The 15890-nt window shown below is 72.1% G+C and carries 11 protein-coding genes; 4 read left to right on the plus strand and 7 right to left on the minus strand.

Features of this window, described 5'->3' with window-relative positions:
* The first annotated feature begins 318 nt into the window (after positions 1-318).
* Genes TR49_RS32290 through TR49_RS32300 form a run of 3 tightly spaced genes read left to right on the plus strand, consistent with a single transcriptional unit; the run spans position 319 to position 4135 of the window.
* Positions 319-1377: an iron ABC transporter substrate-binding protein gene (locus TR49_RS32290; RefSeq protein WP_042388040.1), complete on the plus strand. Its 1059-nt coding sequence runs from the start codon at positions 319-321 to the stop codon at positions 1375-1377.
* Positions 1374-2987 carry an ABC transporter permease gene (locus tag TR49_RS32295; RefSeq protein WP_042387962.1) on the plus strand — a complete coding sequence of 538 codons (1614 nt, stop codon included), beginning with the start codon at positions 1374-1376 and terminating at the stop codon, positions 2985-2987. Before TR49_RS32290 ends, TR49_RS32295 begins: the two co-directional genes overlap by 4 nt.
* On the plus strand, positions 2984-4135 hold the full coding sequence (locus tag TR49_RS32300) for an ABC transporter ATP-binding protein (RefSeq protein ID WP_042387964.1): 1152 nt from the start codon (positions 2984-2986) through the stop codon (positions 4133-4135). Before TR49_RS32295 ends, TR49_RS32300 begins: the two co-directional genes overlap by 4 nt.
* Before the next feature lie 19 nt (positions 4136-4154).
* Here TR49_RS32300 and TR49_RS32305 read toward each other — a convergent pair whose 3' ends face one another.
* The 6 genes from TR49_RS32305 to TR49_RS32330 all read right to left on the minus strand — a co-directional run bounded on the left by TR49_RS32305 (position 4155) and on the right by TR49_RS32330 (position 13266).
* Positions 4155-5930 (minus strand): P-loop NTPase fold protein, encoded by a 1776-nt coding sequence (locus TR49_RS32305; RefSeq protein ID WP_042388042.1) that lies wholly within the window; start codon positions 5928-5930, stop codon positions 4155-4157.
* Positions 5931-6026: 96 nt separating this feature from the next.
* Entirely contained in the window at positions 6027-8840 is a 2814-nt protein-coding gene (locus TR49_RS32310; protein WP_042387966.1) for a DUF5682 family protein, read from the minus strand.
* Positions 8837-9955: an ATP-binding protein gene (locus tag TR49_RS32315; protein ID WP_042387969.1), complete on the minus strand. Its 1119-nt coding sequence runs from the start codon at positions 9953-9955 to the stop codon at positions 8837-8839. Before TR49_RS32315 ends, TR49_RS32310 begins: the two co-directional genes overlap by 4 nt.
* Positions 9956-9980: 25 nt before the next feature.
* Complete coding sequence (locus TR49_RS32320; RefSeq protein ID WP_042387971.1) at positions 9981-11360, minus strand: VWA domain-containing protein; 1380 nt, start codon at positions 11358-11360, stop codon at positions 9981-9983.
* Positions 11357-12757, minus strand: coding sequence for a hypothetical protein (locus TR49_RS32325; RefSeq protein WP_042388044.1), 1401 nt, complete (start codon positions 12755-12757; stop codon positions 11357-11359). Before TR49_RS32325 ends, TR49_RS32320 begins: the two co-directional genes overlap by 4 nt.
* On the minus strand, positions 12757-13266 hold the full coding sequence (locus tag TR49_RS32330; protein ID WP_042387973.1) for a hypothetical protein: 510 nt from the start codon (positions 13264-13266) through the stop codon (positions 12757-12759). The genes TR49_RS32325 and TR49_RS32330 overlap by 1 nt, the downstream gene beginning before the upstream one ends.
* Before the next feature lie 322 nt (positions 13267-13588).
* Between TR49_RS32330 and TR49_RS32335 the strand changes: the two genes are divergently transcribed.
* Positions 13589-14137, plus strand: a complete 549-nt coding sequence (locus TR49_RS32335; RefSeq protein ID WP_152627560.1) for a TRADD-N-associated membrane domain-containing protein — start codon at positions 13589-13591, stop codon at positions 14135-14137.
* 120 nt (positions 14138-14257) lie between these two features.
* Here the strand turns inward: TR49_RS32335 and TR49_RS32340 are convergent, their stop codons facing one another.
* Positions 14258-15889 (minus strand): MDR family MFS transporter, encoded by a 1632-nt coding sequence (locus TR49_RS32340; protein ID WP_042387974.1) that lies wholly within the window; start codon positions 15887-15889, stop codon positions 14258-14260.
* Position 15890 lies beyond the last annotated feature (1 nt).

Here is a 15890-nt window from a genome sequence, read left to right on the forward strand (position 1 = left end):
CAGGACAGACGGTGACCCTGAAGTTCACCGGCAGCGAGGACTCGAGCCTGCAGACCAGCTTCGTCCTCGACGACACCGCACTGAACGCCTCCTGATCCGACTTCGGGCGGTATGAGGCGGGTCCCGGGAGCTCATCCCGGGGCCCGCCTCTCGCGTTGTCATGGCGCCGAAAGCGGATCGAACGGACATTCTCGTTCGAGCTGTCGCATGCGTCACAGGGCCGGTGGGAAGAAGGACTCTGTCCAACCACTAAGGTAAGCCTTGCCTTGCCCTCAATGGCCCGTCGGAGGTTGTGCAGTGAACGTCGGTGTTCGGTCGATGAAGCGATCGGTTCTGTCGGCGGCCGGTGCGTCGCTCGCCGGGCTCTGCGTGCTGTCGCTGAGCGCGTGCGGCAGCTCCGGCACCTCGGCGGCGGCGTCGTCCGCGTCCGGCGGATCGCTCGCGGGACAGACCATCACCGTCTACAGCGGCCAGCACGAGCAGACGATGGGCGCGCTGGTGAAGGACTTCACCACGCGCACCGGCATCAAGGTACAGCTGCGGTCGGGCGACGAGGCGGAGCTGGCCAACCAGCTGCTGGTCGAGGGCCCCGCCTCGCCCGCCGACGTCTACGTCTCCGAGAACCCGCAGACGCTGACGACGCTGGAGGAGAAGGGCCGTCTCGCCAAGGTCGACGCGGCCACGCTCGCCGCCGTTCCGGCCGGCGACAGCTCCGCCCAGGGCGACTGGATCGGCGTCTCCGCCCGGGAGGCCGCCTTCGTCTACAACACCGGCAAGATGTCCGCGGCCCAGGCTCCCACCTCCGTCAAGGACCTCGCCTCGGCCGCGTGGAAGGGCAAGCTCGGCATCGCCCCCTCCGAGACCGACTTCACCCCCATCGTCACCCTCATGATCAAGACCGAGGGCGAGGCCGCCACCAAGACCTGGCTCCAGGGCCTCAAGGACAACGGCAAGGTCTACGACTCGAACGAGGACCTGGTCGCCGCCGTGAACCGCGGCGAGGTCGAGGCCGGCGTCATCGACCACTACTACTGGTACCGCCTGCGCGACGAGCAGGGCACGTCGAGCATCCACAGCGCGATGTCCTACTTCGCCCAGGGCGACCCGGGTGCGCTGGTCGACGTCTCGGGCGCCGGCGTGCTCTCCTCCAGCAAGCACCAGGCCGCGGCTCAGGCGTTCCTGACCTACCTGGTGAGCAAGCCCGCGCAGCAGATCATCGCGACCTCGGAGAGCTACGAGTACCCGCTGCTCGCCGGGGTGACCGACACCCGCCTGACCCGGACCTTCCAACAGGCCGGACCGGTTGACTCGGCCGCGTCCCTCGGTGACGGCAAGAAGGCGCTGCAGCTGATGCAGAGCGTGGGCCTGCTGTCGTGACGACCACGTCCCCCTCGTCGGCGCCCGTCGCCGCCCGCCCGCCGCGATCCCCGCGGTGGGCCGGGTGGCGGCCGGGCGCCTCGGCGCTTCCGCTCGTCGCCTGGCTGGTGGCGCTGCTGGTGGCCTGCCCGCTGGTCTTCGTCGCCCTGGAGGCCGGGCAGTCCGGCTGGGGCTCCGCCCGCACGCTCCTCGGCCGTCCGCTGGTGCTGACCCTGCTCGAGCACACGGCCGAGCTGACCGCCGTCGTCACCTCCGCCGCGCTCGTCCTCGGCTTCGGCGCCGCCTGGCTGCTGGAGCGTACCGACCTGCCGCTGCGCCGTACCTTCACCGTGCTCGCCGCGATGCCGCTGGCCATCCCGGAGTTCGTGCACGGCTACTGCTGGGTCTCGCTGATGCCCTCCGTCCAGGGCCTGTGGGGCGCGGCCCTGGTGATGACCTCCTCGCTCTACCCGCTGGTCTTCCTGCCCGTCGCCGCCGTGCTGCGGCGCAGCGACGCGAGCGCGGAGGAGGTCGCCCGCAGTCTCGGTCACGGGCGGCTCTCCGTCCTGTGGCGGGTCACCCTGCCGCAGTGCCGCCCGGCCCTGGCAGGCGGCGCCCTGCTGGTCTCGCTCTACCTGCTGGGCGAGTACGGCGCGTTCGCGATGCTGCGCTACACGACCTTCGCCACCGCCATCTTCACCGAGTTCGAGACCGCCTTCGACATGGCGTCCGCCTCGGTGCTCGCCCTGGTCCTGATCGCGCTCGCGTTGCTGGTCGTGCTGCTGCAGGCATGGGTGGCCCGGCAGCCCGGACGCGTCGTGCGTGAGGGCACGCCGAGCCGACCGGCCGCGCCCGTCCCGCTCGGCCGGGCCAAGCCGCTCGCGGTGCTCGGCATCCTCGCGCTGGTCGGCACCGCCGTCGGCGTTCCCGTCTACGCGCTCGGCTACTGGCTGGTCAAGGGCAGCTCCACAACGCTGCCCCCGGCCTCCATCTGGTCGCTGACCGCGACGACCCTCGGCTACGCGATCGCGGCCGCGGCCGTCGCCACCGCCGCCGCGATTCCGGTCGCGCTCTACGCGTGGCGCCGCGAGACGCGGCTGGCCCGCGCCGTGGAGCAGACGGTCTACCTGACCCGCGCGCTGCCCGGCATCGCCGTCGCGCTCGCGATCGTCTTCTTCGCAATCCGCTACGCGCAGCCGCTCTACCAGCAGGCGCCGCTGCTGGTGGCCGGATACGTGGCCCTGTTCTTCCCGCTCGCGCTGACGGCCGTGCGCTCCTCGCTCGCGCAGGTCCCGCACTCCGTCGAGGACGTGGCCAGGTCGCTCGGCACCAGGCCGCTGGCCGTCCTGGTACGGGTCACCGTGCCGCTGATCCTGCCCGGCCTCGGCGCGGCCTTCGCCATGGTCGGCCTGACCGCCAGCACCGAACTGACCGCGACCCTGCTGCTGCGGCCCACCGGCACGGACACGCTGGCCACCCAGTTCTGGACCTACACCACCGGTCTGGCCTGGGGCGCCGCCGCGCCGTACGCGGCGGTCATGACGGCGCTGTCCGTCCCCGCCGTCCTGCTGCTCACCCGCCGTACCCTCGGCGGCTCCCGCACCCACACCACCAGAGAGGCTGGGCGATGAGCGGCCTGACCGTCACCGACCTGCACGCCCACCACCCCGCGACCGACGGGAAGGGCCGGGCCGAGGTGCTGCGCGGCGTCGACCTGGACGTCAAGGACGGCCGGCTCGCCTGCGTGCTCGGCCCGTCGGGCTGCGGCAAGAGCACCCTGCTGCGCATCATCGCCGGCTTCCACCACGCCACCACCGGTACCGTCGCCGTCGGCGACCGCGTCCTCGACGACGGCCGCCGCCGCGAGCGCGCCGAGCGACGCCGCATCGGCTTCGTCCCCCAGGACGGCGCCCTCTTCCCGCATCTGACGGCCGCCGCGAACATCGGCTTCGGCCTGCCGCGCGGCGAACGCGCCGCCCGGGTGCCCGAACTGCTGGAGCTGGTCGGCCTCGCCGGGCTCGGGGACCGCCACCCGCACCAGCTCTCCGGCGGACAGCAGCAGCGCGTAGCCCTGGCCCGCGCCCTCGCGCCCCGTCCCGACCTGCTGCTGCTCGACGAGCCCTTCTCGGCGCTCGACGCGGCCCTGCGCGTCGAACTGCGCACCGAGGTCGCCGCCGCGCTGCGCCGGGCCGGCGCGACGGCGGTTCTGGTCACCCACGACGTCGATGAGGCGCTGGCCTTCGCCGACGTGGTCGCGGTGATGCGCGACGGCCGCATCGTCCAGTCCGGCGCCCCGGACGACCTCTTCCACCACCCCGTCGACGCCCACGTCGCCCGCGCCCTGGGCGAGGCGAACCTGCTGCCGGCGACCCTCGCGGACGGGCGGGCGACGACGCCCCTCGGCGCGCTGCCGGTCAGCGCGTCCGCCGCAGCGAGCGGCCCGGGCACCGTCCTGCTGCGCCCCCGGCAGCTGCGGGTGACCGACAGCCGCGACGGCGTCGACGCGCCGGGCACGCTCTCCGGCCAGGTCGCGGCGGTGCACTTCCGCGGCCACGACTTCCGCGTCGAGCTCACCCCGGCCCCCGGCAGCGGCGTCGACACCCTCCTCGTCGCCTACACCGACACCACGCCGCCCCCGGCCGGTACGGACGTGCTCATCACCGCCACCGGAACGGCCCACCCGCTCCCCGCCACCGGCGAAGCGCCGGCCCCCGCTGCGGACGCCCCCGTCGCCCGGGACACCCAGACCCGCGATCACGCGACCGCCGACGGGCGCTGAGCGGCGGACGGAGTCCTCGTCAGAGGCGCCGCGGAGCGGCGAGCACCAGTTGTCGGAGGGAATCGAAGTACGCACAGACGCCGAGCGCGCCGAGGGCGGCGGCACTGGCCTCACGAGCAGGCGTGACGCGGCCCGTGTAGAAGACGACGGACCCCGAGAAGCCGGCTTCCCGGAAGGTTCCGACCTCGCGGAAGCCGGCCTCGGGATCGCTGCCACGGGCGATGTCGGAGATCAGCAGGTCGGGACGGAGCGACGTGAGCGCGTCGAGGGCGGCCTCGCGGTCGCCCACGACGGCGACGACCGCGCCCGCGTGCCGTAGCGCGTCGGCCTCGTTGCGGACGGAGTCCGGGTGATCGTCGATCCAGAGGATGGTCCGTCCCCGCATGGACGCCGGGGCGGCCTGCGGTTGCATCAGGACCGGACGTTGGACCAGGGGGAGCTGGCGCAGCCGACGCAGCAGCTCTTGGGCGTCCGGCAGCGCGGTGAGGTCCGTGACCAGCGAGGTGAACGCGTGGTCGGCGGCGAGGAGCTTGAACTGGGTCGGCGACTGCTGTTCGAGCTGGACGAGCGCCCGCTCCCGGGCGTCCTTCGCGCCCGAGAGGGCGGGCTCGTCCACGACGACGTCATGCCGTGAGAACACGCTGCGCAGGACGTCCCAGTCCTTCGCGGCGAGCTCCTCCGGCTGCCGCAGCAGGCTTCGGGCCCTGCGGTACTCCGAGAACTCCGTCAGGGCGTCCACATCGGTGTCCCGGCCGCCCACCAGGACGCGGTAGAAGTCGGGGTAGAGGTACTGCAGCAGGACCGTCCGGATCGCCGCCTCCGGACCGAACTCCTGCCAGAGCGGGTTCAGCCCCGCCTCGATCACGAACCCGTTCAGCAGACGCTTGATGTTCCGGGGGTTCCGGCGGGAGTGGTCTGCCAGAAGCCCGACCAACTGGCTGTTCAGCAGGTCCTCGATGCCGCAGTGCCGGGCACAGCGTCGGACGAAGGCGTCGACGTGCTCACCGGTCGGCGCGTGCAGCTGGAAGTTGGTCTGGAAGATCTTCTCCATGAACGCCGCGCCGGCCGGTGGCAGGTCCCGCAGGAGCCCTTCGGGACCGAGGACCGATCGGTCGCAGCCCACGACGAACGCCAGCCCCGGAATGTCGAGATAGAGCTTGATCGCCTCGCAGACGCCGAGCACGGTCTGGGCCGAGCACCGGTCGAGGTCGTCGATGAAGACCACCAGGAGGCGTGAGGCGTCGGACTGCCCGGCGTCGGCCCAGTCCTTCGCGATCTCCTTGATCGCGTCACGCATCTCGTTGCGCGCCTTGGAGTCCGCCGACAGGGCCTTCCAGAGGTCGTCGACGAGCCCCGACACCCCGAACGGTCCCGAGGCGATCAGCAGCAGGGCCCTGAGCAGTTTGAGCGCGGCGCCGTGCTCGGCCGCCCGATGCAGTCCACGCCGGAGCGCGCTGCGGTCGAACGTCGTCAGCACCGACTTGATCAGGCCCTCGAGTGAGTCCCCGCCTTTGGCCGTCCAGGCGTTGTACCAGATCGTGTGTACCCCGGGCGCCTTCTCGAGCCGGTCGCGCATGAGGTGCATGACGCTGCTCTTGCCCATGCCCCAGCCGGCGTCGACGGCCAGGGTGAACGGGGTGGAGGCGCGCGAGGCGAGTATCAGGGAGGTGAGATGGTCGGCGGCCTGGCGTGAGCCCAATGTGTCGTCGCGGTCCACCGTGACCGGTTCGTCGTTGAGTAACGAGAACTGGCGCGCTGTCATTGTTCCTTCGGGTAATCCGGCCACCGAGATCATGATGGCAAGGGTAGCGAAGCCCACCCGGCCTGCCGTCTCAACGGGGCGGGCGGGCACGCCCTTTGGGACGACGTGCCCGCCCGTTCGCCCGCCCGCTCACCGGGCGGCCAGCAGTACCTCCAGCGCCTGGGCCGTATCCGGGTGGGTCGCGAGCAGCCGGGCCCCGGAGGACGTGGCCGGGGCGGTCGACCAGCTGGGCTCGCAGCCCAGCAGCCGGGCGGCGGCATCGCAGGCGGCCGGATGGGCGGGGAGCAGTGCGAGGCCGCCGGGACCAACGGATCGGCTCGACGGTTGGTCCGCCGGAGCCGGAGGCGCCTCGCGCCACGGCGGGACCCACCGGTCCAGGTCGGCCAGTCGGCCGGGGAAGACGCGGCCGGCCTCGCGGACCAGCAGCGGGGCGAGGTCGCTGCTGTCGCCCCGCAGGGCGGTGATCAAGGTCGGCAGCCAGGGCAGCAGGACCGGGTCGGGGAGCCGACCGAACGCGTGGGAAACGGCCTCCACCACCACGTCGGCCAGACCGGGGACCGGCTCCAGGGCGTGGACCAGGCCGCTGAGGTAGGTCGGGTAGGAGGGCAGCACCAGCGGGTTGCCCAGCAGTTCGTCGCAGCGACCGCGGAGTTCGGCGCGGCTCAGGCGGCCGAGCTGGACCTGCGCCGCCCACAGCAGCGCCACCCGTGACGGCTCCTCGGGGTGCGACTGGGCGACGGCGAGCTCCAACTGGGTCCGGTCGCAGCCCAGTGAGAGGGCCAGGGACTCCATGCTGAACAGGAAGCCCAGCATCGCCGCGACCTGACGCACCGTCGCATCCTCGTCGGCGAAGGCGCGCGGCAGCAGGGTGCAGTAGTGCGCGTAGCCGGAGGTGACGAACGCCTCGATCCACGCGGGCAGCACCGGCACGCTGGTGCGGTAGTACGCGAGCAGCCGGCGCACACGGCGCAGCACCTCCGGGGCGCTGTCGACGGTGCGCTCGGTGGCCAGCACCTTCAGCGCGTGGGCCCCGAGCTCGTCGGCGAGGCGGGCGGCCGAGCGCAGGTAGAGGGTGGCGTCCTCGACGGCCTCCAGCACCGTGGCGGTGGTGGCCAGCGGGTGGTAGGCCTTGCGGCGCAGCCGCTGCTCGAGGACCTGCTCGATGCTGATGCCCTCGTAGCCGAGCTCGATCAGGGCCCGTTGGTTGGTGCCGAGCGCGAGGTCCCAGGACTCCTGGATGGGGCGCTGCCCGAGCACCCGCTCGCCCATGATCGGGCGGGCCGTGCCCGAGGGCATGAGGTAGCGCAGCATCCACAGCAGGTCGGAGCAGCGCTCCAGCTCGGGCCGGGAGGCGATGTCGAGCAGGGCGCGCTTCACGCCGCGCTGCTGGAGGTTCAGCCCGAGCGGGGCGAGCCGGTCGTGGACGTCGCGGGCGAGCGGCGGAAGCGCGTCGTAGCCGACGCGGCCGATCCGGTCGCCGCCCATCATGATCTCGACGAGGCGGCGCACGTCCCGGCGGCCGGGAACGGAGTCCTTCTCGATGCAGGTGACCGCGGCGTCCTGGAAGTCGTACGGGGTGGGCTTGGCCCGGTCCCGCATCCCGGCCAGCAGGACGGACGTCTCGAACACCGCGATCGCGTCCGCCGTGGAGGCGAGGTAGCCCGCGCGGCGGGCGGCGTGGACGATCCCTACGGACCAGCCCAGCAGCTCCGCCTCGTCGACGGGATCCACGACGCCGGGACGCTGCAGGAAGCCGGAGAGCCGATCCGAGGGGCGGGCGTCCCGCGGCTGTGAGCCTGCCGCTGACACGGCGGCGCGGGCTGACTCCTTCGCTGCGGCCTTGCCGCCCTGTCCCTCCAGGCGGAACGGGACCACCCGGGTGCGCTTGAGGTTCTTCGTCCACTGCGTCGCCGCGATCGACACCGACCCGGGCGCGAGGCCGAACTGCCCCTCGATCGCGGTGTGGCTGGACGGGATCAGGCCGTACTGCCACTTGGTCGCGGTCCGCGGCGCGATCTCGAAGCCGCCGGTGCCCGCGGATCCGTGGACGCCGAACTCCTCGACGCGGCTGGCGGCGTGGAACGCCCCGCAGACGTACACCGCTTCGCCCGGGTCGGTGCCGGTCGCGGCGAGGTGCTCGCGCATCCGCGTCCACATGTACCGCTCGCGGTCCTCGTCCACCCGCATCCGCGTGCTCTCGCCGGGAGCGAGGCGCCGGAACAGCGAGCCGACGAGGAACATGACCTGGCGGTAGGTGTCGTGGTCGGCCTCGCCGAGCGGCAGCTCGACGTACTGGTGCCACCACTCGGACCAGTGCCGCACCCGGCCGTTGCGCAGCAGGTGCTCCTCCAACTCCGCGAAGCGCGGCCGCAGGTCGCCGATCTCGACGCCGACCGCGTCGCCGTGCAGGGCGCCGTCCTCCTCGTCCGGCTCGGCCTGGCCGGGCGGGGCGGCGCGGCGCGGTTCCCACTGGAAGACGTGGTCCGAGGAGCGGTCCACCAGGACGAGCTCGACACCCGGGGTGCTGCGGGCGTAGGCGATGGCCTGGTACTCGGCCGACGCCTCGGTGATCGGCGCGACCACCGACAGCGGCGCCCAGTCGGCGGGGAAGCCGTCGAGCTCGGTCGCGAAGGCCTGGACCGCGACCGGGAGCGTGCAGTTGTGCAGCTCGGACAGGAGCGGCGCCATGTCCTCGCACAGCTCAAGGTAGACGACCTTGGGCTGCTTCTCGCGCAGCCGCCTGGCCATGGCGAGCGCGGAGGCGGGGGAGTGGTGGCAGACCGGGAAGATCTCCAGCGGCTCGCGCACGGCGCGGTCGACGTCGTCGACCAGGCCGAGCAGGATGCCCTGCAGGGCGTCCGGGCCGTCGGCGAACGCCGTTGCAGCGTCCTGGAGTTGGGTGCGCAGGGCGTCGAACACGCCGGCCGGGGCAATCGGGCTCATGCGAGGGCCTTCAGTGCGGCCTGGCCGCCCTGGAGGAACTGCGTCCACTCCCCGCTGTTCTCCCCGGCGTTCTCGGTGCGCGGCGCGACCACGCCGTGCAGGTACTTGTTGAGGATGGGCGTGTCCTCGTCCCGCCGGGCCAGGGAGCCGACGAGGGAGGAGGCGAGCGCGTCCGCCGTGAGGGTCTGCCGGCCGAAGAAGTTGGAGTGCAGGATCGCGTCCTCCAGGACGCCGATCTGCTCGGCGCTGGACAGGGCCGACTCCAGCCGCTCGTCGTCGCTCCCAGCGGCGGCGGAGGCCTCGCGCAGGTCGGCGAAGGACTGGAGCAGCACGTCCAGCAGGGTCGGCGGGACGTCCAGGGTGATCTGGTGACGCCGCAGCAGCTCCTCGGTGCGGAAGCGCACGATCTCCGCCTCGCTCCTGCGGTTGGTGACGACCGGGATGCGGACGAAGTTGAACCGGCGCTTGAGTGCGGAGGACAGGTCGTTGACGCCGCGGTCGCGGCTGTTGGCGGTGGCGATGACGGAGAAGCCGGGCCGCGCGAAGACGGTGCCGTTCTCGTCGAGCTCGGGCACGGAGATGTACTTCTCCGAAAGGATCGAGATCAGGGCGTCCTGCACGTCGCTGGTGGCGCGGGTCAGCTCCTCGAAGCGGCCGATCGCGCCGGCCTCCATCGCGGTCATGATCGGGGAGGGGATCATCGACTCGCGCGACTGGCCCTGCGCGATGACCATCGACACGTTCCACGAGTACTTGATGTGGTCCTCGGTGGTCCCGGCGGTGCCCTGGACGACGAGCGTCGAGTTGCGGCAGACGGCCGCCGAGAGCAGCTCCGCGAGCCAGGACTTGCCGGTGCCCGGATCGCCGATCAGCAGCAGGCCGCGGTCGGAGGCGAGGGTGACGATGGCGCGCTCGACGATGGCGGCGTCGCCGAACCACTTCTGGTCGACCTTGCGGTCCAGTTGGTCGCCCGGCTGGGAGCCGAGAACGAAGGTGCGGATCATCTTCGGCGACAGCCGCCAGGTGAACGGCTTGGTCCCGGTGTCCACGGACTCCAGCCAGGCCAGCTCGTCGGCGTACTTGATCTCGGCGGGGGCGCGCAGCAGGTCGGACATGTGCGGGTGTGGCCTTTCTGGAGGTCTAGGCGAGGAAGGTCTTGAGCTCGTGGACGAGCTTGCGGATGTGACCGGAGAGCACCGGTGTGCCCAGGTCCTTGAAGCGGTCCTTGAACCAGGGGTTGACGCTGCCGCGGCCGGCGCTGGTGACCGAGCCGACGGGGATGAACTTGGCGCCGGAGCGGTGGATCGCCGTCATGCTCGCGAAGAGCGGCTCGCAGCGGGACTCGTAGAAGTCGCTGATCCACACCACGACGGTGTTGCGCGGATCGGTGATCATCGGTTGGACCAGGGTCATCGCGACCGTGCCGTCGGTCCCGCCGCCCAGCTTGGTGCGCAGCAGCGTCTCGAAGGGGTCGTGCACCCACGGGGTCAGGTCGAGCGCCTGGGTGTCGTAGGCGACGAGATGCACCTGCACCCTCGGCAGGCCCGCGAAGATCGAGGCGAGGATGGTGCAGTTGACCATCGAGTCGACCATCGAACCGGACTGGTCGACGACCACGATCAGGTCCTGCGGCGTGGTCCTGCGGGCGGTGTGGCGGTAGTAGAGCTGGTCGACGTAGAGGCGTTCCCCGTCCGGGTCCCAGTTGGGCAGGTTCTTCCAGACGGTGCGCTTCAGGTCGAGGTTGCGGAAGGTCCGCTTCGGTGGCACCGAGCGGTCCAGCTCGCCGACGCTCGCCTTCGCCACCTGGGTGCGCAGCACCTCGGCGACCTCGTCGACGAACCGGCGGATCAGGCGCTTGGCGTTGGCCAGCGCCACGCCGTCGAGGTTGCCCTTGTCGCGCAGCAGCTGCTCGATCAGCGACATGCTCGGCGTGAGCTGCCCGGCCAGCTTGTTGTCGGCCAGCAGCTCGCGCAGCCGCATGCGCTTGACGAGGTCGGCCTCGATGTCGGCGAGCTCAGGGCCGAGGCCGGGACCCGTGCCGGGACGGGCGGCACGCAGCTGCCCGGGATCGCAGCCGAGCGCGCGTTCCAGCCACCCGGCGTCGGACTGCCAGCGCGCCAGCTGACCGGCCGTCACCTCACCGCGGCCGGTGGCGAAGGTGTTCAGCAGCAGCTTGGAGACCAGCGCCGCGCGCCGTACCTCGGCGGCCCGGTCCCGCACGTCGCCCGGCTCGGGGGCGGGGACCATCACCGAGTCGAACTCGGCCGCCAGCTGCGGGTGACGCTGCACGATGGCGTCGATCGACGCCTGCGGATCCAGCAGCGCGGCGGGCAGGCCCAGAGCCTCGGTGACCTCCAGCGAGGCGGTCTCCAGTGCGGGCTGCTCCTCGGGGTCGAACAGGCGGGCCAGCAGCCGCCAGTACAGGACCTGACGGCGGTTCGCCTCCGGGTCGGGCAGGGCGACGTCGCATGCGGTGATGTCGGGTGCGGTGACGTCGGGCACGGTGGTGGGGTCGGTCATGAGCGCAGCAGCCTTCCCGCGCGTTCGCGCAGCACCGTCACGGTGTCGGTGGCCGCCTTCTCCGCCTTGGCGCCGCTCTTGTCGGCCGTCCCACCGGCCCAGGCTCCGGCCTGCACCACGGCGGTCCGGCTCTTCGCGGCGCTCTGAACGGCCAGCGGCTGCAGCAGGAATCGGCCGGCGTCCCAGCGCAGCAGCCCGATGCAGGCACGGGAACCAGCCACCGCCTGGGCCGTGAGGGGTGAGGCCGCGGGCAGTCGGCCGGTGTCCACCGCGAGCCGCTCGCCGCCGACCACGAAGGCGACCTCGTCGCCGCTGCGGTCGACGGTGTAGCCCTCGACGAGGACCGGCTCCGCGATCCGGGCCGGATGGCGGTCCAGCGGGGCGGTCGCGCCGGCGCGAACGGTCGGCAGGGCGACGCGCGCGGTGGTGAACACGTCCGCGCTCTCGTCGACGCGGGTGCGCTCCTCGCTCCAGAGCAGATCCCCCTCGTCGGTGACGGGCATGCCGGTCAGTTCCATCGCGTGGCCCTCCCCGGCCGCGGCCAGCAGCGACAGATGCGGTCGCAGCAGCTGCCACACCCCCGCGCCGACCACCGTGTCGGGCTTCGGCGCGGACACCGAGGCCCGCACCAGCCGCGCCGGGCCGCCGTCCGCGGGCTCGAACACCGCGTGGACCTGGGCGTGCACGGCCGTCGCATGCTCGTGCAGATCCACGCCGAGCGGCAGCAGGCGCCCGGTGAGCGCCGCCGTCTCGGCTCCTGCTCCGGCCCCGGTGACGGCGCCGGGCTGGGTCAGCAGCATCCCGCGCGCCCACAGGTCGGCCCAGCGGCGCAGCGGGATCCGGCCGAGCGTCCGGCCGGGACAGGACGCGGCGAGCTCGGCGGCGAAGCCGTCGAGCAGCACCGCGAGCCGCCGCAGCTCGGGGGCGGGGAGCAGGGCGGACACGACCTGGGCGGCCCCGGCAGCCAGCTCGTGGTCCAGGCCGCGCCAGCCGGCGCGGGCCACGTCGCACAGCCACGCCCGCGCGGAGGCCAGCAGGTTCGCCGGCAGGGGCGCGCCCGGCTCGAACGGCGGCGTCGCCTCGCGGGGACGCCCCGTCGCCTCGTCGACCCGCGCCACCACGGCGTCGTGGACCGCACCGAACAGCGCGGTGCGACCGGCGGCGAGCGCGAGGAGGTGCTCCTCGCCCGCCACCCCGGCCGCCGCCTTCTCGGCCGCCTCGGCGACCAGCGCGGCGATCGGCGAACCGGCGACCGCGTTTGCCAGCGCGGTCAGCCCCGCGGCCTGGGCCGGCTGCGGACGCAGCAACCCGCCCGCGAGGACCTGGTCGAACGCGTCGACGGCGGCCAGCGCCTCGTCGAGGCCGGGAAGCTCCCCGGTCAGCAGGTCGGCCCGCATCATGCCACCGCCCCGGCCGTGGGGAACCAGTGCATCTCGGGCAGCGGCGCGGTGGTCGCGGGCAGCTCCAGGTAGGCCAGATGACGCAGGAAGCGCGCGAAGACCTGCCCTGTGACGGCCTGTGCGTCGGCCGCCTGCTGCGGACGAGCGGCGCTCATCGCTGCGGCGAGCTGCTGCGCCGTCGGAGCCGCGTCGCCGTCGGCGGTGTCCGTCTGCAGGTAGCGGGCGACACGCGCACCGCCGTACTGGAGCACCGCCTCGCCGACCATCGCGCCGATGTGGTTGCAGAACCCGCCGCGAGCCCCGCCGCAGGGGCGGTTGTTGTTGGTCCGGCACGCGAAGGCGAAGTCGCCGGAGGCGACGGACGACACGTACACCCGTGAGACGTCCGAGCCGCTGGACACCACGCCCTGCAACCGGCCGGCGGCGAGTTCGACGAACGGGACCTTCGCGAGCTTGCGCGGTCGCGCGGTCGGTACCACGCGCACCAGGCTCGACTCCTCCCACATGGGCAAGGCGCAGCCTCCTCAAGGCAGATAGGGGGATCGTCACGCCAGAGCGGCGGAACACGATCAACCTAGCCGGGAGGACTGACAACACCCGGAGCCGCGCCTGCTCCCCGCTCCTGCGGAGTGGCAGCTCTGTTCTCAACTACTCGATACCGTTGGGCCTATGACGGGCAGTGGCTACCATGACGGCCAGGGGGAAGGTATGCCGGAGAGTAGCGGAGAACCAGGCTCGCCCTGGTCCGGGTGGAACGAAGGAGACCCGGCCTGGTCCGGGCGGAACGTACCGCAGCAGCAGTACGTGCAAGCGGCCCCCGGTTCCGCCGTGTACCAGGTCTCGGGTGATCTGCACCTGCAGGGAAGGCCGCCGGCTCCAGGCGGCAGCGAGGCCGACGTCAACCAAATGATCATGTCCCGCTTCATGAACCAGGCGCTGAGTCAAGCCGAGACGACCTTTCGGCTGAGCGCGATCTTCATGTCGGCCGGGGCGGTCATCCTGCTGGCCGGGGGCGTGCTGGCGTTGTTACGCCACGCCGCCTCGGCCGGTGATGCCGCTGCTTTGATGACGAGCTTGGCGGGCGTCCTCATCGGCACCTGCGGCGGAGCCTTTGCCGTGCATGCCAACCGTGCACGCAGGCACCTCACAGAGCAGGTAGCCGCGGTTCGTGACGACATGAAAGCGGAGCGCGCGCACGCCAGGGAGGACACGATGCGTAAGCAGGCACTCAGCCTGATCGAGAGCATTCCGGATCCTGCTGTGCGGCAGCACCTCACGACCGTGGTCATGATGAATGCCCTGGGCCTGGCTGCTTCGCCAAGCCTGGGCAAGGACAGCACGCCGAGCCTCACGGCGGGCGATGGAGCCGACGAATGATGTGATGTCGACTCCTGGACGCGCGGAGCGGAACGCGGCCGAGCGGCGGGACCGGAGCCGGTTGTCGGTCGCGCGGGGCAGAATCGCCTGTGGCTTCGTCTGCCTCGCGCGCTGCGGAGATCAGCGTTCCCTGGTGTCGGTGTTCGCGGTCTCCGCGGCGGAGACGTAGGCCTTCTCGCGCAGCGGGAGTTCCTTGAGGAACCAGGAGAGCACGAAGGCGGCGAACCCGATGGGCACGCCGACCAGGAAGACCACGTGCAGGGAACTGTCGAAGGCCTGGATGAACCCGTGCCGCACCGGCGCGGGGAGGGCGTTCAACTGGGCGGGATTGGCGCTCACGTTGCTGCCGTGGAGCTGCTCCACGGCCTGCGGCGGCAGGTACTTGGGCAGGTTCTCGGTCAGCTGCCGGTTGAACACCGCGCCGAGGGCGGAGACGCCGAACGAGCCGCCGATGGTGCGGAAGAACGTCGTCGCCGAGGTCGCCGCGCCCAGCTGCGCGCGTGGGACCGCGTTCTGCACCGCCACCACCAGCACCTGCATGACCAGCCCGATGCCGAAGCCGACCACGAACATGTAGGCGGACGAGACGGCCAGGCTCGTGTCCGGCTCCATCAGCGACAGCAGCCAGACGCCGAAGGTCATCACGGCGGTGCCGATCACCGGGAAGATCTTGTAGCGTCCGCGCGCGGTGACCATCCGGCCGCTGGTGATGAAGGTGATCAGCATGCCGAGGATCAGCGGCAGCAGTTGCAGTCCCGAGCTGGTGGGGCTGGCCGCGTGCACGGTCTGCAGGTAGAGCGGGATGTAGATGATGACGCCGAACATCGTCGCGCCGATGAGGAAACCCATCGCGTTCGCCACGGTGAAGACCGGAGAGCGGAACAGCGAGAGCGGCAGCACCGGCTCTGCGGCCCGCCGCTCGGTCACGACGAACAGGCCGATGAGCGCCACCGCGCCGACCGCCAGCAGGATGATCTGCGGGGAGGCCCATGGGTAGGTGGTCCCGCCCCAGGTCGTCAGCAGGATGACCGCCGTCGCGGCGGCGCCGAGCAGCGCTGCTCCGGTGTAGTCGATGGTGTGGCGGGTGCGGCTGCGCGGCAGGTGCAGCACGGCCGAGATCAGGAAGACGGCCGCGGCCCCGACCGGCAGGTTGATGTAGAACACCCAGCGCCAGCTCAGATGCTCCGTGAAGAAGCCGCCCGCCAGCGGGCCGATGACGGAGGAGGCGCCGAAGACCGCGCCGAAGTAGCCCATGTACCGGCCGCGCTCGCGCGGGCTGACCACCTCGCCGATGATGGCCTGCGCACCGACGATCAGGCCGCCCGCGCCCGCGCCCTGGACCGCACGGAAGACGATCAGCTGGATCATGTCCTGGGACAGCCCGGACAGGGCCGAGCCGACCAGGAAGATGATGATCGCGGCCTGGAACAGCTGTTTGCGGCCGAAGAGGTCGCCGAGCTTGCCCCAGAGCGGGGTCGTGATGGTCGAGGTCAGCAGATAGGCCGTCACCACCCACGACAGGTGGTTGAGCCCGTGCAGGTCGCCGGCGATGGTGGGCAGGGCGGTCGCCACGATGGTCTGGTCGAGCGCGGCCAGGAACATGCCCATCATCAGCGCCGACAGGATGACCAGGATGCGGCGGTGCTCGGCCCGGGGGTCCGGCTCCGTCCCGGCTCCGGCGTCGCCCGCCTGGCCGGGCCCCGCCCCGCGCGCCGCGGGCGCGCCCGGGCGGTCAGCTGGTTCCGCGGCCACA

Origin of the sequence: Streptacidiphilus melanogenes (genome assembly GCF_000787835.1) — a bacterium.
Taxonomy (GTDB): domain Bacteria; phylum Actinomycetota; class Actinomycetes; order Streptomycetales; family Streptomycetaceae; genus Streptacidiphilus; species Streptacidiphilus melanogenes.

Bases quoted from the DNA above. Each gene is read 5' to 3' on its own strand.
- TR49_RS32290 (WP_042388040.1), top strand. From the start codon at position 319: ATGAAGCGATCGGTTCTGTCGGCGGCCGGTGCGTCGCTCGCCGGGCTC.
- TR49_RS32300 (WP_042387964.1), top strand. From the start codon at position 2,984: ATGAGCGGCCTGACCGTCACCGACCTGCACGCCCACCACCCCGCGACC.
- TR49_RS32305 (WP_042388042.1), bottom strand. From the start codon at position 5,930: ATGATCTCGGTGGCCGGATTACCCGAAGGAACAATGACAGCGCGCCAG.
- TR49_RS32310 (WP_042387966.1), bottom strand. From the start codon at position 8,840: ATGAGCCCGATTGCCCCGGCCGGCGTGTTCGACGCCCTGCGCACCCAA.
- TR49_RS32315 (WP_042387969.1), bottom strand. From the start codon at position 9,955: ATGTCCGACCTGCTGCGCGCCCCCGCCGAGATCAAGTACGCCGACGAG.
- TR49_RS32320 (WP_042387971.1), bottom strand. From the start codon at position 11,360: ATGACCGACCCCACCACCGTGCCCGACGTCACCGCACCCGACATCACC.
- TR49_RS32325 (WP_042388044.1), bottom strand. From the start codon at position 12,757: ATGCGGGCCGACCTGCTGACCGGGGAGCTTCCCGGCCTCGACGAGGCG.
- TR49_RS32330 (WP_042387973.1), bottom strand. From the start codon at position 13,266: ATGTGGGAGGAGTCGAGCCTGGTGCGCGTGGTACCGACCGCGCGACCG.